Origin of the sequence: Rhizobium phaseoli (genome assembly GCF_003985125.1) — a bacterium.
Lineage (GTDB): Bacteria > Pseudomonadota > Alphaproteobacteria > Rhizobiales > Rhizobiaceae > Rhizobium > Rhizobium phaseoli.
The window spans coordinates 329,925-351,832 of the sequence record NZ_ML133570.1 but is presented as its reverse complement, the minus strand read 5'-3'; the positions used below and the strand labels follow the sequence as shown (position 1 = coordinate 351,832).

General features: G+C 61.9%; 20 protein-coding genes and 1 pseudogene. 13 read left to right on the top strand and 8 right to left on the bottom strand.

Annotated elements, in window-relative coordinates:
• The 4 genes and pseudogenes from EFD56_RS13475 to EFD56_RS13460 form a co-directional block, all read left to right on the top strand.
• Window positions 1-507, top strand: a pseudogene (locus EFD56_RS13475) (sugar ABC transporter substrate-binding protein); the annotation flags it as partial.
• A 102-nt stretch (window positions 508-609) separates the two neighbouring features.
• The gene (locus tag EFD56_RS13470; protein ID WP_126905508.1) at window positions 610-1,563 is read left to right on the top strand and encodes a carbohydrate ABC transporter permease; all 954 of its coding nucleotides are present in this window, start codon (window positions 610-612) and stop codon (window positions 1,561-1,563) included.
• Window positions 1,560-2,498, top strand: coding sequence for a carbohydrate ABC transporter permease (locus tag EFD56_RS13465; RefSeq protein ID WP_126905507.1), 939 nt, complete (start codon window positions 1,560-1,562; stop codon window positions 2,496-2,498). Before EFD56_RS13470 ends, EFD56_RS13465 begins: the two co-directional genes overlap by 4 nt.
• A gap of 3 nt (window positions 2,499-2,501) precedes the next feature.
• Window positions 2,502-3,617 (top strand): ABC transporter ATP-binding protein, encoded by a 1,116-nt coding sequence (locus tag EFD56_RS13460; protein ID WP_037141519.1) that lies wholly within the window; start codon window positions 2,502-2,504, stop codon window positions 3,615-3,617.
• Between the two features lie 47 nt (window positions 3,618-3,664).
• Here EFD56_RS13460 and EFD56_RS13455 read toward each other — a convergent pair whose 3' ends face one another.
• The 4 genes from EFD56_RS13455 to EFD56_RS13440 all read right to left on the bottom strand — a co-directional run bounded on the left by EFD56_RS13455 (window position 3,665) and on the right by EFD56_RS13440 (window position 9,258).
• On the bottom strand, window positions 3,665-5,911 hold the full coding sequence (locus tag EFD56_RS13455) for a glycoside hydrolase family 2 protein (RefSeq protein WP_126905506.1): 2,247 nt from the start codon (window positions 5,909-5,911) through the stop codon (window positions 3,665-3,667).
• Window positions 5,912-6,161: 250 nt separating this feature from the next.
• The gene (locus EFD56_RS13450; protein WP_037112978.1) at window positions 6,162-7,073 is read right to left on the bottom strand and encodes an SMP-30/gluconolactonase/LRE family protein; all 912 of its coding nucleotides are present in this window, start codon (window positions 7,071-7,073) and stop codon (window positions 6,162-6,164) included.
• Window positions 7,074-7,167: 94 nt separating this feature from the next.
• Window positions 7,168-7,989, bottom strand: a complete 822-nt coding sequence (locus EFD56_RS13445) for an SDR family oxidoreductase (protein WP_064828511.1) — start codon at window positions 7,987-7,989, stop codon at window positions 7,168-7,170.
• Between the two features lie 87 nt (window positions 7,990-8,076).
• Window positions 8,077-9,258 (bottom strand): phytanoyl-CoA dioxygenase family protein, encoded by a 1,182-nt coding sequence (locus EFD56_RS13440; protein ID WP_126905505.1) that lies wholly within the window; start codon window positions 9,256-9,258, stop codon window positions 8,077-8,079.
• 96 nt (window positions 9,259-9,354) lie between these two features.
• On the opposite strand from EFD56_RS13440, the gene EFD56_RS13435 reads away from it, so the two are divergent.
• Window positions 9,355-10,380, top strand: a complete 1,026-nt coding sequence (locus EFD56_RS13435; RefSeq protein ID WP_126905504.1) for a LacI family DNA-binding transcriptional regulator — start codon at window positions 9,355-9,357, stop codon at window positions 10,378-10,380.
• 63 nt (window positions 10,381-10,443) lie between these two features.
• Entirely contained in the window at window positions 10,444-11,661 is a 1,218-nt protein-coding gene (locus tag EFD56_RS13430) for an adenylate/guanylate cyclase domain-containing protein (RefSeq protein WP_004668717.1), read from the top strand.
• A 13-nt stretch (window positions 11,662-11,674) separates the two neighbouring features.
• Here the strand turns inward: EFD56_RS13430 and EFD56_RS13425 are convergent, their stop codons facing one another.
• The 4 genes from EFD56_RS13425 to EFD56_RS13410 all read right to left on the bottom strand — a co-directional run bounded on the left by EFD56_RS13425 (window position 11,675) and on the right by EFD56_RS13410 (window position 15,064).
• Complete coding sequence (locus EFD56_RS13425) at window positions 11,675-12,454, bottom strand: SDR family oxidoreductase (protein ID WP_126905503.1); 780 nt, start codon at window positions 12,452-12,454, stop codon at window positions 11,675-11,677.
• A 79-nt stretch (window positions 12,455-12,533) separates the two neighbouring features.
• On the bottom strand, window positions 12,534-12,929 hold the full coding sequence (locus EFD56_RS13420) for a DoxX family protein (protein ID WP_004668719.1): 396 nt from the start codon (window positions 12,927-12,929) through the stop codon (window positions 12,534-12,536).
• A gap of 155 nt (window positions 12,930-13,084) precedes the next feature.
• A complete protein-coding gene (dgoD, locus tag EFD56_RS13415) occupies window positions 13,085-14,233 on the bottom strand; it encodes a galactonate dehydratase (RefSeq protein WP_126905502.1) in 1,149 nt (382 codons plus the stop codon).
• Window positions 14,234-14,299: 66 nt separating this feature from the next.
• Complete coding sequence (locus tag EFD56_RS13410) at window positions 14,300-15,064, bottom strand: FadR/GntR family transcriptional regulator (protein ID WP_406550342.1); 765 nt, start codon at window positions 15,062-15,064, stop codon at window positions 14,300-14,302.
• A gap of 202 nt (window positions 15,065-15,266) precedes the next feature.
• Between EFD56_RS13410 and EFD56_RS13405 the strand changes: the two genes are divergently transcribed.
• From EFD56_RS13405 to EFD56_RS13375, 7 genes are all read left to right on the top strand, one after another.
• The gene (locus EFD56_RS13405) at window positions 15,267-16,250 is read left to right on the top strand and encodes an arabinose ABC transporter substrate-binding protein (protein ID WP_126905501.1); all 984 of its coding nucleotides are present in this window, start codon (window positions 15,267-15,269) and stop codon (window positions 16,248-16,250) included.
• A 69-nt stretch (window positions 16,251-16,319) separates the two neighbouring features.
• Window positions 16,320-17,846 carry an L-arabinose ABC transporter ATP-binding protein AraG gene (gene araG, locus EFD56_RS13400; protein ID WP_126905500.1) on the top strand — a complete coding sequence of 509 codons (1,527 nt, stop codon included), beginning with the start codon at window positions 16,320-16,322 and terminating at the stop codon, window positions 17,844-17,846.
• Window positions 17,843-18,793 carry an L-arabinose ABC transporter permease AraH gene (gene araH, locus EFD56_RS13395; RefSeq protein ID WP_126905499.1) on the top strand — a complete coding sequence of 317 codons (951 nt, stop codon included), beginning with the start codon at window positions 17,843-17,845 and terminating at the stop codon, window positions 18,791-18,793. The genes araG and araH overlap by 4 nt, the downstream gene beginning before the upstream one ends.
• Window positions 18,790-19,680, top strand: a complete 891-nt coding sequence (locus EFD56_RS13390) for an aldose 1-epimerase (RefSeq protein WP_012485312.1) — start codon at window positions 18,790-18,792, stop codon at window positions 19,678-19,680. The genes araH and EFD56_RS13390 overlap by 4 nt, the downstream gene beginning before the upstream one ends.
• Window positions 19,680-20,459, top strand: coding sequence for an SDR family oxidoreductase (locus tag EFD56_RS13385; protein WP_016737329.1), 780 nt, complete (start codon window positions 19,680-19,682; stop codon window positions 20,457-20,459). Before EFD56_RS13390 ends, EFD56_RS13385 begins: the two co-directional genes overlap by 1 nt.
• A 148-nt stretch (window positions 20,460-20,607) precedes the next feature.
• Entirely contained in the window at window positions 20,608-21,039 is a 432-nt protein-coding gene (locus EFD56_RS13380) for an OsmC family protein (RefSeq protein ID WP_004668726.1), read from the top strand.
• Window positions 21,040-21,273: 234 nt separating this feature from the next.
• Window positions 21,274-21,882, top strand: coding sequence for a TetR/AcrR family transcriptional regulator (locus EFD56_RS13375; protein WP_126905498.1), 609 nt, complete (start codon window positions 21,274-21,276; stop codon window positions 21,880-21,882).
• Window positions 21,883-21,908 lie beyond the last annotated feature (26 nt).

The window sequence follows — 21,908 nt, the reverse complement described above, 5'->3', positions numbered from 1 at the left end:
GCGACCGCCATGGTCATCAAGGGTGATGCGCTGGTGCAGGTGATGGGCGACTGGGCCAAGGGCGAATTCGTCGCCGCCAAGAAGACCCCGGACAAGGACTTCCTGTGCTACCGCTTCCCCGGCACCGATGGCAGCGTCATCTACAACTCCGACATGTTCGGCATGTTCAACGTCCCCGACGACCGCAAGGCGGCGCAGGTGGCGCTGGCAACGGCAACGCTGTCGAAGAGCTTCCAGTCGGCCTTCAACGTCGTCAAGGGTTCGGTGCCGGCCCGTACCGACGTTCCCGACACCGACTTCGACGCCTGCGGCAAGAAGGGCATCGCCGACCTGAAGGCCGCCAATGAGGGCGGCACGCTGTTCGGTTCGCTGGCCCAGGGTTATGGCGCCCCTCCGGCGATCGCCAATGCCTATAAGGACGTCGTCTCGAAGTTCGTCCACGGCCAGATCAAGAGCTCCGACGAAGCCGTCACCCAGCTCGTCCAGGCAATCGACGACGCCCGCTGAGGGTCGTCGATGACAAATGCTTCCCCGCGTGATCTTGCGGGGAAGCTTCAAGCTCCGCAGCGATAAATGCCGAGCGATCCTGCGGGAAGGGAGACGATATCCATGAGCACAGTTGCCACCACCGATCCGGTTCTGACCCCCGGGCGATCGACACCGATCTCGCTCAGGGGCCGGCTGCAGGATGCGCTGCCGAAGATCGTGCTGGCGCCGAGCTTCGTCATCACCCTGGTCTTCGTCTATGGCTTCATCGTCTGGACGGCCTATCTGTCCTTCACCAATTCCAAGACCTTCCCCTCTTATGCCCTGACCGGGGCGCGCGCCTATCAGCGGCTGTGGCGCTGGACCTTCGAGAGCGATCCGCCGTCGTCCTGGTACACCTCGATCACCAACATGGCGATCTTCGGCTTCCTCTATGTCGGCATCTGTCTGGCGCTCGGCCTGCTGCTTGCCATCCTGCTCGACCAGAAGATCCGCGGCGAGGGGCTGTTGCGCCCGATCTTCCTCTATCCGATGGCGCTCTCCTTCATTGTGACAGGGGTGGCCTGGAAATGGTTCCTCGACCCCGGCCTCGGGCTCGAGCAGACGCTGCACCACTTCGGCTGGACGAGCTTCCACTTCGACTGGATCAAGAACAAGGACTTCGTCATCTATACCGTCGTCATCGCCGGTGTCTGGCAGGCGTCGGGCTTCGTCATGGCGATGTTCCTGGCCGGGCTTCGCGGCATCGACGGCGAGATCATGAAGGCGGCGCAGATCGACGGCGCCTCGCCCTTCCAGCTCTATCGCCGCATCGTCATTCCGCTCTTGCGGCCGATCTTTCTCTCCGCCTTCATCGTGCTCGCCCATATGGCGATCAAATCCTACGATCTGGTGGTGGCGCTGACGTCGGGCGGGCCGGGCGGCTCGGCCTGGCTGCCGTCCAACTTCATGTATGAATATACCTTCAAGCGCAACGAGATGGCCGTCGGCTCGGCCAGCGCCATCATCATGCTGATGACCATCTCGGCGATCATCGTGCCCTATCTCTATTCCGAACTGAAGGAGAAGACGCGATGAGCATCTCGGTTTCCTCTCCCTCCCATTCCAGCAACAATGCCCGCTGGATCGGCCGGCTGGTCATCTACGGCCTGCTGGTGATCTTCGCCATCCTCTACCTGATGCCGCTCTTCGTCATGCTCACCACCTCGTTCAAGACGATGGACGAGATCCAGGGCGGCAACATGCTGGCGCTGCCGGAGGCCCCGACCTTCGATCCCTGGATCAAGGCCTGGGGCGAGGCCTGCGTCGGCCTGACCTGCGCCGGCATCAAGGGCTACTTCTGGAACTCGATCAAGATGGTGGTGCCGGCGGTGGCCATCTCCACCATCATGGGAGCGCTGAACGGTTATATCCTGACCAAATGGCGCTTCCCCGGCCATACGCTGGTGTTCGGGCTGATGCTGTTTGCCTGCTTCATCCCGTTCCAGTCGGTGCTCTTGCCGATGGCGACCATCCTCGGCTCGCTCGGCCGCTTCGGCGTCACCCTGCAGAACGCCACCGGCTTTTCCTTCGGCTTCGGCAATTCGACGGTCAACCTGGTCTTCGTCCATGTCGTCTATGGCTTGGGCTTCACCACGCTGTTCTTCCGCAATTTCTACGAGGCCTTTCCGACCGAGCTGGTGCGCGCCGCCCAGGTCGACGGCGCCAGCTTCTTCCAGATCTTCCGCCGCATCATGCTGCCGAACTCGCTGCCGATCATCGTCGTCACCGTCATCTACCAGTTCACCAATATCTGGAACGACTTCCTGTTTGCCTCGGCCTATGCCGGCACCGGCGATTCCATGCCGATGACGGTGGCGCTCAACAATGTCGTCAACACCTCGACCGGGGTGGTCGAATACAATGTCAACATGGCGGCGGCGATGATCGCGGCCGTTCCGACGCTCATCGTCTATATCCTCGCCGGCCGCTACTTCGTGCGCGGTCTGATGGCGGGCGCAGTCAAAGGGTAAGTCATGGCCTTCCTGGAAATCTCCGGTCTCAGAAAACGCTTCGGCGCCGTCGACATTCTCAAGGGCATCGACCTCGAACTCGAAAAAGGCGGCTTCCTGGTGCTGGTCGGCCCGTCCGGCTGCGGCAAGTCGACCCTGCTCAACACCATTGCCGGGCTGGAGACGATCACCTCTGGCGATATCCGGATCGACGGGCGGGCGATCAACGGCCTGCACCCGTCCAAGCGCGATATCGCCATGGTGTTCCAGTCCTATGCGCTCTATCCGAACATGACGGTGGCGGGCAACATCGCCTTCGGCATGGAGATTCGCGGCGTGCCGAAGGAGGAACGGGCCAAGGCGATCAAGCAGGTCTCCGACATGCTGCAGATCGGCCACCTGCTCGACCGCAAGCCGTCGCAATTGTCCGGCGGCCAGCGCCAGCGCGTCGCCATGGGCCGGGCGCTGGTGCGCAATCCGCAGGTCTTCCTGTTCGACGAACCGCTTTCCAATCTCGACGCCAAGCTGCGCGTCGACATGCGCACCGAGATCAAGCGGCTGCATCAGCGCATGGGCACCACCTTCGTCTATGTCACCCACGACCAGATCGAGGCGATGACGCTGGCGACCAAGATCGCGGTGCTCAAGGACGGGGTGCTGCAGCAGTTCGGCACGCCGGCCGAGATCTATAACAGCCCGGCCAATCTCTTCGTCGCCGACTTCATGGGATCGCCGGCGATGAACCTGCTCAACGCCACCGTCGAGAATGGCGCCTCCGGGCTTGCCGTGTCGCTGGAGCGGCCGAATGCTGCGCCGCTCCGATTGCCGGTGGTCGCCGGCGCCAACGGTCTCTCCGCCTATGCCGGCAAGCAGGTAATCTTCGGCATCCGCCCGGAGGCCTTGACCGATCCTGACGGAGCCGACCGCAAGGCGCGCTCGCTGACCGAGGACGATTGCCTGATCGAGGTGGTCGAACCGGCCGGCTCCGACACCTTCGCCGTCACCAAGCTCGGCGGCAAATCCGTCGTCGCCCGCCTGCGCGCCGATGCCGGCATTGCGCCGGGCCAGAACACCCGTCTCGCCTTCAATCTCGACAAGGCCGTGTTCTTCGATCCCGACAGCCAGATGCGGATCGCCTGATGGCCAGAGGCCGCGCGCCTGAATAAGACGCGTGGTTCTGCGTTAAACTAGGCGGTGGCCGTCACAGTGAGGGTCACTGGCGCGAAACGCGAGGAGACCGCTTCGACGGTGATCTCGCCGACCAGACCCGTCGCTTCCAGCCAGAAGCCGGCGGTGCCGCCCTGCAGCGGCACATTGATCGGGCCGACGATCTTTGCGGGCCCATGCACCTTCAGCGAAATGCTGTCGTTCATGAAAGGCAGGCGCTGGCCGCACTGGTCGAGCGCGCGAATGATGACGCGGGTGCTGTCGCGTTCGCGAGCCTTCAGCGTCGAGCTGTCGGCCACGATTTCCAGCGTCGTCGGCAGCGGATCGGCGACCAGCGTCAGGCTCGTTGCCGGCTCGCCGCCGATATAACCGGTCAAGGTGCCGTCGATCCATTCGAGACCCCAGGTGCCGAGTTCGTCGGCGGTGAAATGGCGTTGGTCGAGCACGACGGGCGGATGCGGCAGATGCGGATAGTTCTCGCGGTCCGGACCGATGCGCTTGCTGAGCCCGCCATATCGCAGCTCCACCTCGTCGCAGTTGGTCAGGATGATCAGCGGCAGAACGCCGCCGATATTACGCTCGCCGCGCGCCCAGAAGGTTGCCGGCTTCATGACGATCTCGTCGGACGGGTCGCACTGGCTGATATAGGCATAGGCGGCGAATTTCGGCTCGCGGAACATGTCCATGACGCCGTGATAGCAGATGCGATCACCAGAGCCGAAATCCTTGTGGGTGTTGTAATCGAACATGCACCAGCCGATCGCGCCCGATATATCCGGGTCGCCATAGGCGGCATTCAGCACCTCGAGGTGGCGGCGCACATGCTCGGCCTGGCGCTGCTCCTGGTCATAGATCTTCGTCGGGTGCATGTGGCCGTTGAACTCGGTGATGAGGTACGGCACCTTGGCGGAAAGCCCGGTATTTTCCTGCTGGCCGCGCAACACGGTGCGCGGGCGGTTGGCGCCCGGCAATTCCTCATTGCCGAGGATGAAGTCGTTCATCGTGTAAACGTCCTCCAGCAGCTCGCTCTCGGTGATATAACGCACGCCGCCGGTCTGGCGCGTGCTGTCGAGTTCACGGGCGAGGCGATTGGTCTCGGCGTAGAAATCGTGATTGTCCTGGGACTCGTTGATGCGCACGCCCCAGATGATGATCGAGGGATGGTTCCAGTCGCGCTCGATCATGCGGCGGACGTTTTCGATCGATTCCTTCTGCCAGTCGGCATCGCCGATATGCTGCCAGCCGGGGATCTCCTCGAAGACCAGCAGGCCGATCGCATCGCATCGGTCGAGGAACCATTTCGACTGCGGATAATGCGAGGTGCGGACGATATTGCACTTCAGCACGCTCTTCATGATGTCGGCGTCGCGCTCCTGGGCGGAGCGGCCGACGGCATAACCGACATAGGGGAAGGACTGATGACGGTTGAGGCCGCGCAGCTTCAGTGGCCTGCCGTTCAAGAGAAAACCTTCCGGCGTAAATTCGGCGGTGCGGAAGCCGAAGCGGCTGGAGACACGGTCGGAGCCGTGCTCGGTCCTGAGTTCGACGCTGACTTCGTAGAGCGTGGGATCGGTAATGTCCCAGAGCGTAATGCCGGTCAGGCCGCCGAAGGAAAGCTTGGTGCGGTCGCCGATCGTCTCGGTCGCTGCGGTGGCGATCACCGTGCCGTCGGCCTGCTTCAGCGTGGCAGTGACGGTCGCCGAGAAGCTGCGGCCCTCGGGATTGGCGATATCGACACGGATGGTCGCCGACTTCTCCGGAGCGAGAACGTCTGTGGTTTCGATCTTCAGATTGCGGATCGAAACCGGGTCGGTGACCTTCAGCCAGACGTCGCGGTAGATGCCGGCATAAGTGAGATAATCGATACGGCCGCCGAAGGGCGGGATGGCAGGGTTCTCGCTGCCGTCGATCTTGACGGTAATGAGGTTCTCGCCCTTGATGAGCTTGCTGGTGAGGCGGGCCTCGAACGGGGTGTAGCCGTCCTTATGAGCGATGATCTCTTCGCCGTTCAGATAGACGACGCTGTCGGCCATGGCGGCGTCGAAGACGAGCGACACCTCGCGGCCCTCGAATTCCGGCAGCCAGCGCAGCAGCTTCTGATAGGTGAAGGCGCGCTGATAGCTCTTCTCGTCGAAATAGTTGAAGGGCAGTTCGACGGCGTTGTGAGGCAGGCTGACCGATTTGGCGGCATCGAAGCTTTCGAGCAGGCGCTGGCCAAAGCCCTCGTGGAAACTCCAGCCTTCGTTGAAGGAAACGACGGACCGCATCTCAGGCTCTCCTGGTCATCGCAGTTGCAGCGGTGCGGCGCCTTTCGGCGCATGAAAATCGGGTCATCGGGAAATCCCTTCTTGATGCAATAGATCTTTGAGCTGCCAGAACAGGATGTTGTCCGAAATTTGCTCACAGGTTTCGGCACGATGCTCTGAAGCACGCACATCGAATCTCATTCGTGCGACGCGCTTTAGCTTTTTTTATGCAAGTCGTCATCCCGGAATGGCGATCTTCAAGCCGCCTGCCTCACGGAAATTGTGCGCCGTTGGTCTTCGTGTAGATCGAATAGACCGAGCGCGTCGCGGTGATGAAGAGCCGGTTTTTCTTGGGGCCGCCGAAGGTCAGGTTGGAGACTGTCTGCGGCACCTTGATCTTGCCGAGCAGCGTGCCATCGGGTGAGAAGCAGTGCACGCCATCGCCTGCGCTCGTCCAGAGATTGCCGCTGACATCGAAGCGAAAACCGTCCGGATTGCCGACGTCGAGGCTGCAGAAATAGCGGCTGTTCGTCAGCCTTCTGCCATCGACGACGTCGAAAACTCTGATATGGCGTGGCACGTCATGTTTTGCCGAGCCGGAATCGGCAATGTAGAGCTTCGTCTCGTCGGGCGAGAAGGCAAGGCCGTTCGGTTGGATGAAATCCTCGATGACAGCCTCGATGGCGCCGCTTGAAGGGTCGATCCGATAGACATTGCGGGTCGGCTGCTCGGGCTCGGCCTTGTGCCCTTCGTAGTCCGACAGGATGCCGTAGGTCGGATCGGTGAACCAGATCGAACCGTCGGAGCGGACGACGACGTCGTTCGGCGAGTTCAGCCGTTTGCCTTTGTAGCTGTCGGCGAGAACGGTGATGCTGCCGTCGAGCTCGGTGCGGGTGACGCGGCGGCCACCATGTTCGCAGGAAACCAGCCGGCCCTGCCGGTCGCGGGTGTTGCCGTTGATGTAGTTGGAGGGCGAGCGGAAGACCGAGACCGTACCATCCGGTGTCCAGCGCATCATGCGTTCGTTCGGAATGTCGCTCCAGAGAAGACAGTTGAGGTCGGAAAACCAGACCGGGCCTTCCGTCCAGCGGCAGCCGGAATAGAGTTCCTCGAGGCCTGCGCTGCCGATGACCAGAGCGCCGAAACGTTCATCGCGGATGTCGTAAAGCGGATTGTCGGCCACGCCAGTTCCTCCCTGAATGCTGCCGTCCTTTTCCTAGCGACAAACGCGGGAAGGTGCCAGAGCCCGGTGATCGGAAATGCCGGGCTCCGGTTTTTCAGAGGGCGGCGACCGGATGCGGCGAACCGTCGTAAGCACCCCAGATCGACTGGTCGAAGCAGATGACCGAGCCGGTCATCAGCCCGGATTCGGCCGATGACAGGTAGGCGCAGGCGCGTGCCACCTCATGCGGATCGACGAGGCGGCCGAAGGGCTGGTTCGCCGCCGCCTTTTCCAGCCAGTCGGCCGGTGCGCCGTGATATTCCCGCTGGATGCGGTCCTCGCCTTCCGACGCCATCCAGCCGATATTGAGGCCGTTGACGCGGATGCGGTTGCGCAAAAGCGCATAGGCGGTGTTCTTCGTGAGCGTTTCCAGCGCCCCCTTGGAGGCGCAATAAGCGGCGATGAAGGGCTGGCCGGCTTTGGCTGACATCGAACCGATATTGACGATGGTGCCTTCGATCTTTTCGCGGCGCATGACCTTCACCGTCTCCTGCATCAGGAAGAACGGTGCGCGCACATTGATGGCGAACATGGCGTCGAACAGTTCCGGGCTGGTGTCGAGAATGGTGCCGCGATCGGTGATGGCGGCGGCATTGACGAGCGCGTCGACGCCACCGAAGGCCTCGTCGCAGGCGCGCACGACATTTTGCGCGTCCTCGACCTTGGCGAGGTCGGCCTTGACGTAGACGACCTTCACACCGGTCGCGGCTGAAATCTCCGCCGCTTTCGCATTCCCTTTGGCCTCGTTGCGGCCGCAGATGACGATGCCTTGCGCGCCGCGTTCGGCGAAGAGGCGGGCAATCGTGGCCCCCAGCCCTTGCGTGCCGCCGGTGACGATGGCGATCTTGCCGTCGAGTCGGCCGTGGTCTGTGCTCATTTGGTTCCTCCCTGGTGATGAGATGCAAGTGTCCTCCCGCGGGTGCGGGAGGCGGCTACGGCGATTAGGGGGCTCCGGTCTCCACCTTCAGCTCAATTTCTTCCTCGCCTGCTCCGCAAGGGCGGCCGTAAAAGCCTCGTCGCCCCAGTCCTCCCGCAACGCCTCGTGCATCAGCTGCGCCTGCGTCTTCGGCGCCAGGCCGCCGAGCGGCGGGTCGCGGTCGAGATTGGTCGGGAAGGAATAGCCTTCGGCGCAGGCGGCGACGGCGTTGGCGATTTCATTGGGTGAGAGCTTGCCCTGCAAGGCCTTCAAGGCGGGAAAGAGTTTGACGCTCATCCTTTCGCGGTTGACGGTTTCCATTGCCCGGCCGAAGGCGGAGGAGACCTGCAGCAGGTTGGCGACACGCTTGATGTCGGCCGAGCGGTTGGTCCCGGCGGCATGGAAGAGGGCGGGATTGAAGAAGACGACATCGCCCTTTTCGAGCGGCAGCTGCACATGGTTGGCTTCGAAATAATCGCGGAATTCCTGGCGCTTCAACGCGAGGTAACCCGGCACATAGGTCTGGCTGTGCGGCAGGAAGAGCGTCGGGCCGCTTTCGAGCGGCATGTCGCAATGGGCGACCGCGCCCTGCAGGGTCAGCACCGGCGAGAGCCGGTGCACATGCGCCGGAAACTGCTCGATCACCTGAGACGACTGGAAGCCGAGATGGTAGTCGCGATGCGCCGACTGCGCCGCACCGCCCGGATTGACCCGGTTGACCTGCGCCGTCATCTGATAGCTGGGGCCGAGCCAGGCTTCGCTTGCGAGCGCAACGATTGCGTTGGCGTAATATTCGGCGAAATTTGCCGGATCTGCGAGGCAATGCTTTTCCAGCGAGTTCCAGATGCGGTCGTTGGCGCCGGGCTTGGCGAAGTGATCACCGCCGCCGGTCGAGGTCCGGTGCTGTTCCTCTATGATCGCGTCGAAAATCGCGCTGGCACGGTCGATGACGCCGGTATCTTCATAGGCGTGCTTGAATACGACGACACCAGGGCCCTCGCCGAAGGCCTCGCAGATCTCGGCCAGCACGGCGCGCCGGTCTTCCGCCACCGCCGCCACCACCTTGCGGCTGTCGTAGATCAGGATGTTTTTCTCGATCGCTGAGGCGGTGGGGTAATCGGCAAGCGCGGTCGTCCTTTCCGCAAGCCGGCGAAAATCGACAAGATCGCAGGCATCTTCGGAGAGCCAGACACGGTCGGCGCGCAATTTCTGCTGGTTATCGGTTTTCATCTCAGGCTCCTCCCTGTTTCCGATGGGGCACTATACGCCGCGATGCGAGGTGATGTAGATCAGGAATCCATCAAAAAACCATCAAGAGGGTTCCTCATGGCGCATGCTTTTCTCGTCAAGGACATCGCCTTTCAGGCCGGATTGAGCACCGCCACCGTCGACCGGGTGTTGAACGGCAGGCCGGGCGTGCGGCAACAGACAGAAATGCGGGTGAGAGCGGCGATCGCGGAGCTGGAGAAGCAACAGACGGGGGCGATGAGCAGCGGGCGCACGCTGGCGATCGATATCGTCATGGAGACGCCTCAGCGTTTCAGTGATGCGGTGCGGGCCGCCTTCGAGGCCGAGACGGCAACCTTTTTCCCCGGGGTCTTTCGCTGCCGCTTCCACTTTGCCGAAGTGATGAAGCCGGCAGAACTTGTGCAACTGCTCGATCGCATTCGGCTGCGCGGCACGCACGGCATCGTGCTCAAGGCACCTGATGTCGGCGAGGTCGTTGCCGCCGTCGCGCGGGCGGATGCGGCCGGCATTCCCGTGGTGACCCTGGTGACCGATCTGCCGAATTCGGCGCGGATCGCCTATGCCGGGGCTGACAACCGGGCAGCGGGAGAAACTGCCGCCCACCTCATCGGCGAATGCCTCGGGAGGGACGGCGGCAAGGTGCTGGTGACGCTGTCGAGCGGGCGGTTCCGCGGCGAGGAGGAACGCGAAATCGGTTTTCGCCGCGTCATCCGCGCCCATTATCCCGGCATCGGCGTCACCGAAATCAGCGAAGGGCACGGCAGCGATGCGGCGACGGGAACACTTGCGACGGCGGCGCTCGCGGCCGATTCCGCGATCAATGCTGCCTATTCGATCGGCGGCGGCAACCGAGCCGTGCTGGCGGCCTTCGAAGTGGCCGGCCGTCCCGTCCGCGTCTTCGTCGCCCATGATCTCGATGCCGACAATCGGGCTTTGCTTACGGCACGCCGGATCGGTTTCGTGCTGCATCATGATCTCAGAACCGATGCGCGTTCGGCATTCAGGACGATCATGAGCCGCGAGCCCTCAGGCCGGCGGATGATTGGCGCCTTGCTTTCAGCGGTTGAAATCATCACGCCCTACAACATCCCGGCCGGCGATTGATCCAATCGGCTTTCCATAGAGGCCGAATTTGGGCTAAAGCTTGAACTGAGCGAGGTAAGCGGCATGGATTACAGCGACGTCAGCACAATTGCGGCCTGGATTACGGAGCAGGGACTGAAGGGCGCTTCGGAGGCCGAACTGATGACCGGCTTCTGCGCGGCCTGCCGGGATGCCGGCCTGCCGCTCGACCGCGGCCTGGCGCTGATGGATACGCTGCACCCGGTGCATGAGGGCCGCGCCTTCCGCTGGGACAGCGTGGAGGAGATCGAACCCGAGTTCGAGTATGGTCCGACGAGCTCGGGCGAAGCGGCTTCGAATTGGCAGCGCTCGGCTTTTTATCATCTTTGGTCGGGCAACGAGCGGGAGGTGCGCCGACGCCTGGGCTTCGGCGATCCGATCGATTTCGCAATGCTCGACAAGATTGCCGAAGCCGGCAACACGGATTTCGTGGCGATGATGCATCGTTTCAGCGAAGCCGGCACAATCGGCGAAATGGATTGCTTTTTCTCGCATTTCGCGACGAAACATCCTGAGGGGTTTTCCGATCACGATCTCGCCATCCTGCGCAAGCTCGTGCCGGTCCTCGGGCTGGCGATCAAATGCATCGCGCTCGGGCGCATTGCCCGCACCATTGCTGAAGTCTATCTCGGCGAGGATGCGGCGCGCCAGGTGATGGAAGGCAAGATCAGCCGCGGCAAATCGGAGCGAATTTCCGCGGCGCTCTGGTTTTCCGATCTGTTGAACTACACCAAGATTTCCGACCGTGTGCCGCCTGAGGAAATCATCCCGCTGCTCAACGATTACAGCGAGGTGGCGATCTCGGCGATCCACGAGGCGGGCGGCAACGTGTTGAAGCTGATCGGCGACGGGGTGCTTGCCATCTTCAAGGGCGAGGTGCCGGCAGAGACGTGCCGGGCGGCGCTCAGCGCCGAATCGCTGCTGCGGGAAAAGCTCGTCAAGCTGAACGCTGCGCGTGCGGCCGACGGCCGGGCGACGACGGACGTCTATATCGGCCTGCATATCGGCGATGTTTTCTATGGCAATATCGGCAGTCAGGACAGGCTGGACTTCACCGTCATCGGCCCTGCCGTCAACGAGGTCAGCCGGATCGCCTCAATGTGCCGTTCGGTCGACCTCAACCTGCTGATCTCCTCGGATTTCGCCGCGGCGATACCGGAGGGACAGCGAACCGCGCTCGCCTGCGTCGGACGTTATGCATTGCGGGGCGTGCAGCGCGCGCAGGAACTCTATACGCTCGACAGCGCCCGGCTGAACAACTGATCTTTGCCAATCCCTACCGCAGCAGGCTCTGGCCTCCGTCGATCCAGATCGGCGAGCCGGTGATGTGGCAGGCGCGCTCGGAGACGAGAAAGAGGATCGCTTCGGCGACATCGTCGCTTGCGCCCTTCCTGCCGTCGGTGATCGGGATTTCACCCTGTGGCCAGATGACGGGAATTTCGGTTTCCTCAGGGTGGCGCATGGTGGTGTTGGCGGCGATGCCGGTCTCGATCGCTCCGGGACAGACGGCATTGATGCGGATGTGATATTTCCCAAGTTCCAGCGCCAGCTGCTGAACCATGGCGAGCTGCCCGGCCTTGGTAGCCGTATAGGCCGTGGCGCCGGGCGTCGTAAAAGTGCGCGTGCCATTGATCGAGGAGACGACGACGATGGAGCCGCCGTTCCTCTTCAGAAAGGGCATGGTCAGATGCAGCGTCAGATAGGTGCCGCGCAGGTTCACGGCCATCGTCTGATCCCATTCATCGGGCTTCAGGTCATCGATCGGCGCCCAGACACCGTTGATCCCGGCATTGGCAACGACGATGTCGATACCGCCGAAAGCCTCGGTCATTCTGTCGATCGCCGTCCGCATCTGAGATTCGTCGCTGGTATCGGCGGTCAGTGCGATCGACTTCCCGCCAGCGGCAGCAATTTCCCGGTGGGTTTCCAGTACCTCGCTTTCCGTACGGCTGAGCACCGCGACCTTTGCGCCTTCGGCTGCGAGCTTCAACGCGGTTGCTTTGCCGATGCCGGAGCCTGCCCCGGTCACCAATGCGCTCTTTCCTTTCAGTACCATGGCCGTTCCTCTTTGCGATCGGTGGTAGAAGCAATGATCGCGGCGGCTCTTGGTTCCGGAACGGTGTCGGACCGACGCCTTATTTGACGAGGCTGTGGCGAAGCGCCCATTTCTCCGGCCCGTGGACGGCGGCGAAAAGGAGGCCGGCGAGGAAGGTGAAGTGATCGACGAAGAAGCCGAACTCAGCCTGATTCTGCTGCCAATGGGATGGCCCATGGAAGGCAAAGGCGAGGAAGATCACGTAGATGCCTGCCAGTAGGCTGGCCTCGGTGAAGAAGGCGCCGGATATGAAGGCGAGCGCCAGCGCAATCTCGAAGAAGGCCGCGACCCAGGAGAGGAAGGTCGCCATCGGAAAACCGGCAGCGGTGATATAGGCCGCCGTCGCACCGATGTCGGCGAACTTGAAGCCGGCGGCCATGAAGAAGATGAAGCTGAAGATGATGCGGGCGACGATGATTGCGATTGCTCTGGCCATTCTCAAATCTCCTCTTTGAGTTTCCAGTATGACGGATGAGGCGCGCGATATCCGACACGGCGAACAAAAAAGGGCCGCCTGCGCGACCCCCTATCACTGTGAACTGCGTATAATCCTTTCCGAAAGTCTGTTCCGATTTTCGGGGTTATGCGCTTTTACCACTCGGCGAAACTGCCGTCGGCATGGCGCCAGATCGGGTTGCGCCAGCGGTGACCCTCCTTGGCCCGTTCGATGACATAGGCCTCGTCGACCTCGATGCCGAGACCTGGACCCTGCGGGATCGAGACGAAACCATCGGCATAGTGGAACACCTCCTTGTTGGAGATGTAGTCGAGGATGTCGTTGCCGGTGTTGTAGTGGATGCCGAGGCTCTGCTCCTGAATGAAGGCATTGTAGCTGACGGCGTCGACCTGCAGGCAGGCCGCAAGCGCGATCGGGCCGAGCGGGCAATGCGGCGCCAGCGCCACGTCATAGGCTTCGGCCATGGCCGCGATCTTGCGGCATTCGGTGATGCCGCCGGCATGCGAAAGATCCGGTTGGATGATGTCGACGTAACCGTCGGACAGCACCTGCTTGAAGTCCCAGCGCGAATAGAGCCGCTCACCGAGTGCGATCGGTGTCGACGTATGGTTGACGATATCGCGCAGCGCTTCCTTATTCTCCGAAAGAACCGGCTCCTCGATGAACATCAGCTTGTAGGGCTCAAGCTCCTTGGCGAGAACCTTGGCCATCGGCTTGTGGACGCGGCCGTGGAAATCGACGCCGATGCCGATATGCGGGCCGATCGCCTCGCGTATGGTGGCGATGGTCTCGACCGCCTTCTCGACCTTCTCATTGGTGTCGACGATCTGCATCTCCTCACAGCCGTTGAGCTTGATCGCCTTGAAGCCGCGGGCAACAACCTCCCTGGCATTGTTGGCGACATCGGCGGGACGGTCGCCGCCGATCCAGGAATAGACCTTGATGCGGTCGCGCAGCTGGCCGCCGAGCAGCGAATGGATCGGCTGGCCAAGGGCCTTGCCCTTGATGTCCCAGAGCGCCTGGTCAATGCCGGAGATCGCGCTCATATGGGCCGCGCCGCCGCGATAGAAGCCGCCGCGATACATCACCGTCCAATGGTCCTCGATCAGGAAGGGATCCTTGCCGATCAGATAGTCTTCGAGCTCGTGGACGGCAGCCTCGACGGTCAGTGCGCGGCCTTCGACAACCGGCTCACCCCAGCCGACGATGCCTTCGTCAGTCTCGACCTTCAGAAACAGCCAGCGCGGCGGAACAATATAGGTGGTGAGTTTGGTGATCTTCATCGCGGTTCTTTCAGTCTCTTCTCATGTTTCAAGCGGTGGCATGGCCGCTCATTCTCTTGGGAAACATCATTTCGTTCTGCCGATCACCTTTTCGGCGGCGGCAAGGTCGCGCACCGCAAGATCGAGCATGCGGTTGGCGCATTCGCGGGCGCCCGTTTTGTCGCGCATGCGCAAGGCCTCGACCAGTTGGCCGTGAACGAGTATGGCATCCTCCCGGTTTTCGACGGCGATATTGGAGGCATGCAATGCATATTTCAGCGCCGCGTGGATGGCGCTCGACAGGCGGCGGAACACCTGGTTGTGGCTGGCGGTGAGCAGCACCGTGTGAAACATAACATCGGCATCGGTGAAGCTTTCCGGTTCGCCGGCGCTGTCGCGCATCTGCCGCCAGGCCTTGTCGAGATCGGCGATCTCCTGGGCGCTGGCGCGTTCGGCGGCATATTCGGCGGCTGCCGGCTCGATCGTGCGCCGGGCTTCGAGAATGCAGCCGAGCAGGTCGAAGTCCTTGATGTAAGGACCCATCCACTCGAGCACTTCGGCATCCAGAATGTTCCAGTCGTCCCTGTCGCAGACGGTTGTCCCGACCCGTGGCTTGCCGCGGACGAGCCCCTTGGATTCCAGCACTTTCAGCGATTCGCGAATGACGGTGCGGCTGACGCCGTAGAGTTCGCAGAGATCGTTCTCGCGGGGCAGCGGCGAGCCCGAGGGATAGCGGTCCGCACAGATATCCTGAGCGATCGCCACTGTCACGTTGCGGCGTACGCGCGGCCGGCGTTCGCTGCTGCTGGAGCTTTTTTCCGCTCGGCTTTGTCCCTCAGATTCCAACTTCACCTCTCCGCAACCCTCCCCGGGAACAAACCGAACCTCATTATCCGAATTCCATCGGCTTTGCGACGGGTCCTGCCGGCTCCCATTGCTATCCTATTATTCTAATCATCATACATTGGCAATTGACTGGTATGATGATTTAACATAATTCATGACACACTGCCGGGGAGGCAGTTGCTCGATTTCAGAGTTTAGGGAGAGAGACATGCGCTTGTTAAAAGCAGCTATTGTGGCTGGCACTTTCGCCATTCTGACAGCCGGCTCGGCATTTTCCGCGGACGTCAAAATAGGCTTCATCGTCAAGCAGCCCGAGGAGCCGTGGTTCCAGGACGAATGGAAATTTGCCGATCAGGCCGCCAAGGAAAAGGGCTTCACCGTCGTCAAGATCGGTGCGGAAGACGGCGAGAAGGTTCAGTCGGCGATCGACAATCTCGGTGCCCAGGGCGCCCAGGGCTTCATCATCTGCACGCCTGACGTCAAGCTCGGTCCCGGCATCGTCGCCAAGGCCGAAGCCAACCAGCTGAAGCTGATGACGGTCGACGATCGCCTCGCCAGCGCCGACGGCAAGCCGCTGGAAGACGTGCCGCATATGGGGATTTCGGCGACTAAGATCGGTGAAACGGTCGGCCAGGCCATCGTCGACGAGATCAAGAAGCGCGGCTGGGACATGAAGACTGTCGGCGCGATCCGGGTCTCCTACGACCAGCTGCCGACCGCCGTCGATCGCGTCGAGGGCGCCATCTCGGTGCTGAAGGCTGCAGGCTTCCCTGCCGAGAACATCTATGACGCGCCACAGGCGAAGACCGATACGGAAGCGGCGCTGAATGCCGCGACCACGGTTCTCAACAAGCATGCCGACGTCAAATACTGGGTCGCCTTCGGCCTCAACGACGAAGCCGTTCTCGGCGCCGTCCGCGCGTCCGAATCGGTCGGCATCCCGGCGGCCAACGTCATCGGCGTCGGCATCGGCGGTGCGGAGTCGGCGATCAACGAATTCAAGAAGCCGGCCGCGACGGGCTTCTTCGGCACGGTCATCATCTCGCCGAAGCGTCACGGCTATGAAACGGCGCTGAACATGTACGACTGGATCGCCAACGACAAGGAGCCGGAAAAACTGACCCTGACTTCGGGTTCACTGGCGCTGCGCGACGATTACGAGAAGGTCCGCAAGGACCTCGGCATCGAATAATCATTCCCGAATGATGCATCTACGGCGGCCGCTTACGCGTGCCGCCGGAACTTTCGCGGCGGAGTGACGATGGCTTTCCTCGAATTCAAACACATTTCCAAGGGCTATCCCGGCGTGCAGGCGCTGGCCGACGTCTCCTTCAGCGTCGAGAAGGGCGCCGTCCACGGCCTGATGGGTGAGAACGGCGCCGGCAAATCGACGCTGATCCGGGTGCTTTCCGGCGATCAGGCCGCCGATGCCGGCAGCATCCTCATCGACGGCGAGGAACAGAGATACGGTTCCGTTCGCGACGCTTTCCACGCCGGCGTCATCGTCATCCATCAGGAACTGCAACTCGTTCCGGAGCTGACGGTGGCCGAAAATCTCTGGCTTGGCCGCTTTCCCGCCAAGGGCGGCGTGATCAATGGGAAAACCCTGATCGAGACGGTCCGGTCAAAGCTCGAAGAGATCGGTATCGATGTCGATCCGTCGGCCAAAGTCTCCTCGCTTTCAATCGGCGCCCGGCAGATGGTCGAGATCGCCAAGGCCGTGATGCTTGACGCCAGGGTCATTGCGCTCGACGAGCCGACGTCCTCGCTTTCCTCGCGCGAAAGCGAAATCCTGTTTTCACTCATCGAAAAGCTGAAGGCGAAGGGCGCGGTCATTCTTTACGTCTCGCATCGTCTCGACGAGATTTTCCGGCTTTGCGACAGCCTGACGGTGCTGCGCGACGGCAAGCTTGCCGCCCATCATCCCGAGATCGCCGGAACCACGCGCGAGCAGATCATCTCCGAGATGGTCGGCCGCGAGATCAGCGATATCTGGGGATGGCGCGCGCGCCCGCTCGGCGAAATGAGACTGGAGGTCAAGGACCTGTCGGGACCGAGACTGCGCAATCCGATCAGCTTTTCAGTCCGTCGAGGTGAGATCCTCGGCTTCTTCGGCCTGATCGGCGCCGGCCGCAGCGAGATGGCGCGGCTGCTCTATGGCGCCGATGCGAGAGACCAGGGCCAGGTGAGGATCGATGGCGCCGCCGTTTTGCCGGACGATCCGAAAGCGGCGATCGATGCCGGCATGGTGCTCTGCCCCGAGGACCGCAAGTCCGACGGCATCGTTCAGGGACGGTCGATCGAAGAGAATATCGCCATCTCCTCGCGCCGGCATTTCTCGCCCTTCGGGATTTTGAATCCCAAAAAGGAGGCGGCGCTGGCTGACGAGTTCATTGCGCGGCTTCGGGTGCGAACACCGTCACGCAAGCAGGACATCATCAATCTCTCCGGCGGCAACCAGCAGAAGGTCATTCTCGGCCGATGGCTTTCGGAACAGGGCGTCAAGGTTCTCGTCATCGACGAGCCGACGCGCGGCATCGACGTCGGGGCGAAATCCGAGATCTACGACATTCTTTATGAGCTGGCCGCCGGTGGAATGGCGATCGTGGTGATATCGAGCGAATTGCCCGAGGTCATGGGTATCTCCGATCGCATCGTGGTGATGTGCCAGGGCAGGGTGGCGGCCAATGTCGCCCGACCGAATTTTGACGAGCGCAGCATTCTGACGGCGGCGCTTCCCGACAAGAATGCCGCCGGCACCATCCAGCATCAGGAACACGGACGATGAACTCGTTGAAAAAAATCCTTCTCGGCGAACAGGGACTGGTGGTGATCTTCGCCGCCGCCTTCGTGATCGTTTCGCTCTTCGTTCCGAACTTCCTCACCGAGCGGAACATGCTGGGGCTCCTGCAGTCGGTGGTCACGATCGGCATCGTCGCCTGCACGATGATGTTCTGCCTCGCGTCTCGCGATTTCGACCTTTCGGTCGGATCGATCGTCGCTTTTTCCGGCATGGCTGCGGTGATGGTCTCAAACGCTACCGACTCCATCCCGGTCGGTCTGCTGGCCGCCCTGCTCTGCGGCGCGATCGTCGGCTTCGTCAACGGCATCGTCATCGCCCGCTTCCGCATTAACGCGCTGATCACCACGCTCGCGACCATGCAGATCGTGCGCGGGCTGGCGCTGATCGCTTCGGATGGCCGCGCCGTCGGCATCAACGATCCCGCCTTTTACCAGCTTGCGCTGTCGCGCTTCGTCACCGTTCCGACGCCGATCTGGATCATGCTCATCCTGTTCGTCTTCTTCGGTTTCGTGCTCAACCGCACCGTCTTCGGCAAAAACGCGCTGGCGATCGGCGGCAATCCGGAGGCCTCGCGGCTTGCTGGCGTCAACGTCGTCAACATGCGCGTCTGGATCTTTGCGCTGCAGGGCCTCGTCTGCGGCATTGCCGGCATCCTGCTTGCCTCGCGCATCACTTCCGGCCAGCCGAATGCGGCGACCGGGCTCGAGCTTTCGGTGATTTCGGCCTGCGTTCTCGGCGGCGTCTCGCTGGCCGGTGGCCGGGCGGCGATGAGCGGCGTCATTGTCGGGGTGCTGATCATGGGCATTGCCGAAAACGTTATGAATCTGCTGAATATCCAGGCATTCTATCAGTATGTCGTGCGCGGGCTGATCCTGTTGATCGCGGTGCTGCTCGACAATCTGAGGTCTTCGGCGGCAGGACGGCGTGGATGAGCAAGGGACATGGCGGAGATGAAATCGCGCTGAGCCACGGCGATCTCTCGGTCCGGGTCAGCCGCCGGGGCGCCGCCCTGACCGCCGCAACGTTTCGGGCCAAGCCCTTTCTCCTTCCAGCCGGCGGCCCAAGCGGAAATTTCGCGAATTTTCCCATGGTGCCGTTCGGCAACCGGGTGGAAGGCAACGCCATGTCGTTCGGCGGACGCGACTATGTCTTCCAGCGAAATTGTCACGATCCCCTCTATCTGCACGGCGATGGCTGGATCAGTCTTTGGCAGCTGGAGGAATCGAGCCCCGGGCATGTGCGTCTCTGCTTTTCGCGTGATGCCGACGGGATCTCGCCCTATGCCTATCTCGCCCGGCAGGAGATCCGCCTCGCCGGCAATCGGCTGGCGCTGACGCTTTCCGTGGAGAACCGGGGTGAGGCGGCTCTGCCCTTCGGCCTCGGCCAGCATCCGTTCTTCGTCAGGACGCCGGACACGCGATTGACGATTGCCGCCGAGCGCTTCTGGAACGAGCGGCACGATCATCTCCCAGGCGAACCCGGCCCGGTTCCCGCTGCTTTCGATTTCAGCTCCGGCAAGCCGCTGCCGCGGCTCTGGATGAACAATGCCTTCGAGGGATGGGACGGGCGGGCGGCGATCGCCTGGCCGGAGCTTGGAATTGAGGCGGCGCTGGAAGCCGATGCCGCGCTCGGCCGGTTCATGCTGTATATGCGGACCGACCGCACCGATTTCTTCTGCCTCGAGCCGATGAGCCATCTGCCGAACGGCCATCACCTGCCCGAGCTCGGAGGCCTCATACCGCTTTCGCCGGGTGAGGTTCTTTCCGGCAAGGTCACGATCGAGCTGTCGGCGCTGCCGGTTCAACCGGAGGGAAGATGATGAGCAACCGCCTACAGGGCAAGAACATCCTGATAACGGGCGCCGCGCAAGGGATCGGCCTAGCGATCGCGAAGGCATTCATCAGCGAAAATGCGGCCGTCTATCTCGTTGACCGCGATGCGGCGTTGCTGGCTCGGGCAGCGGGAGAGCTCGCGAGCACCGGCGCCCGGGTCGGCTATCTGCCGGCCGATATAACCGATGCCGGGACGATCAGGCTGGCGGTTGCCGAGGCGAATGAGGAGATCGGCCCGCTGAACGCGCTCGTCAACAATGCCGGGGTCAATGTCTTCGCCGAACCGCTCGCCACGACGGATGAAGAGTGGAGCCGCTGCTTCGACGTTAACCTCAAGGGCGCATGGAATTGCTGCAAGACAGTGCTGCCCGGCCTGATCGAGCGGGGCGGCGGCGTCATCCTCAATATCGCCTCGACGCATGCCTTCACGGTCATTCCGCATACCTTTCCCTATCCGTTGGCGAAACATGCGCTGCTCGGCATGACGAAATCCCTGGGCCTGGAATATGCCGCCCGCAATATCCGCGTGAATGCGCTGGCGCCGGGCTATGTCTCGACGCAGAAGGTGATCGACTACTGGAACAGCTTTCCCGATCCGGAAGCCGCCAAGGCTGAGACGATGAGGCTGCATCCGGGCGGGCGGATCGCAACGCCGGAGGAGATCGCCATGGCGGCGGTATTCATGATCTCCGACGAGTGCCCGTTCATGAACGCGACCTGCCTGACGATCGATGGTGGGCTCAGCATGTTGCAGCATTCGGTCTGAATGCTTCAAGCGCCGCCGATTTTTACAAGCCTGTCGTCTTCTGGAGATAGAGCATTATATTGCCCGTCGGGGGCTATCTGATCTCCCGCAGGCTCGGAGCGGCGCCCTGCCGCTTCCTTGAGAGCACAATCGAAAACAGGAGGACGGCATGCAGATCAATCGCACGGCTTCGGCTCATTGGAGCGGCGGCCTCAAGGACGGCAAAGGCCTGATCTCGACGCAGAGCGGCGCCCTGAAGGATTATCCCTACGGCTTTGCCAGCCGCTTCGAAGGCATTCCCGGCACCAATCCGGAAGAACTGATCGGCGCTGCCCATGCCGGTTGCTTCACCATGGCGCTGTCCTTGATCCTCGGTGAAGCCGGCTTCACGGCTGAACATATGGAAACCTCCGCCAAGGTGACGCTCGAAAGCGTCGAGGGTGGCTTTGCCGTCACTGCCATTCATCTTTCGCTTTCCGGCCGCATCCCCGGCGCCGATGAGGCGACCTTTACCGAACTCGCCAATAAGGCAAAGGCCGGCTGCCCGATTTCCAAGGCGCTCGCTGCCGTGCCGATCACGCTCGACGTCAAGCTGGCCTGATTTCCGTTATCCCTCGACGACGTGCCGCGCGCTTTCAAGCCGCGGCACTTTTCCATCTCGCTGGATCGTGATCATCCGGTCGCGCCAAAATCCTGATTTCACGAAACTCCGTCCGTCGGTGCAACGGGTCGCGACCCCCGCTGCCCCGGCTCCGGAGTATTGACAAATGATGCCTGATATTTTACGACTGACGAAATTCGAAAATCGTCAGTCGTAAAGTCGAGCATCGAAACTATGAACGACACCACAGAAAATACGCTTGATGTCACGCGGCAGGAGAATGTCACGCGCATTCTCGACGCGGCCGAGCGGCTGTTCCGCCACTATGGCTATAGCAAGACGACGGTGGCCGACATTGCGCGCGATCTCGGCATGTCGCCGGCCAATATCTATCGATTCTTCGCTTCCAAAGTGGAAATCCACCAGGCGCTCTGCGGGCGAATGCTCGCGACCGCTTATCAAATCGCCTATGACATCCGCCATCAGCCGGTCAGTGCCAGCGAGCGGCTGCGCCGCTATGTCGAGACCCAGCATCAGTTGACGCTCGACCTGATGCTCGACGAGATGAAGGTGCACGAGATGATCATCGTCGCGATCGAGCGCGACTGGCATGTCATCGAGAAACATATCGATCGCGTTCATGATCTGATTGCCGAAATCATTGCCGAAGGGATTGCTGTCGGCGAGTTCGCCGAGCAGGACCCGGTTGTTGCGTCACGTTGCTTCGGCGCGGCGACAATCAATCTCTGCCATCCGCAGATGGTGGCGCAATGTCTTGCCAAAACCAACCGCGCCAGCGTCGACGAACTGATCGACTATGTGATCAGGGCGCTGAAGAAATAACGGGCGGCAGCCGCCGTCGAATCCCC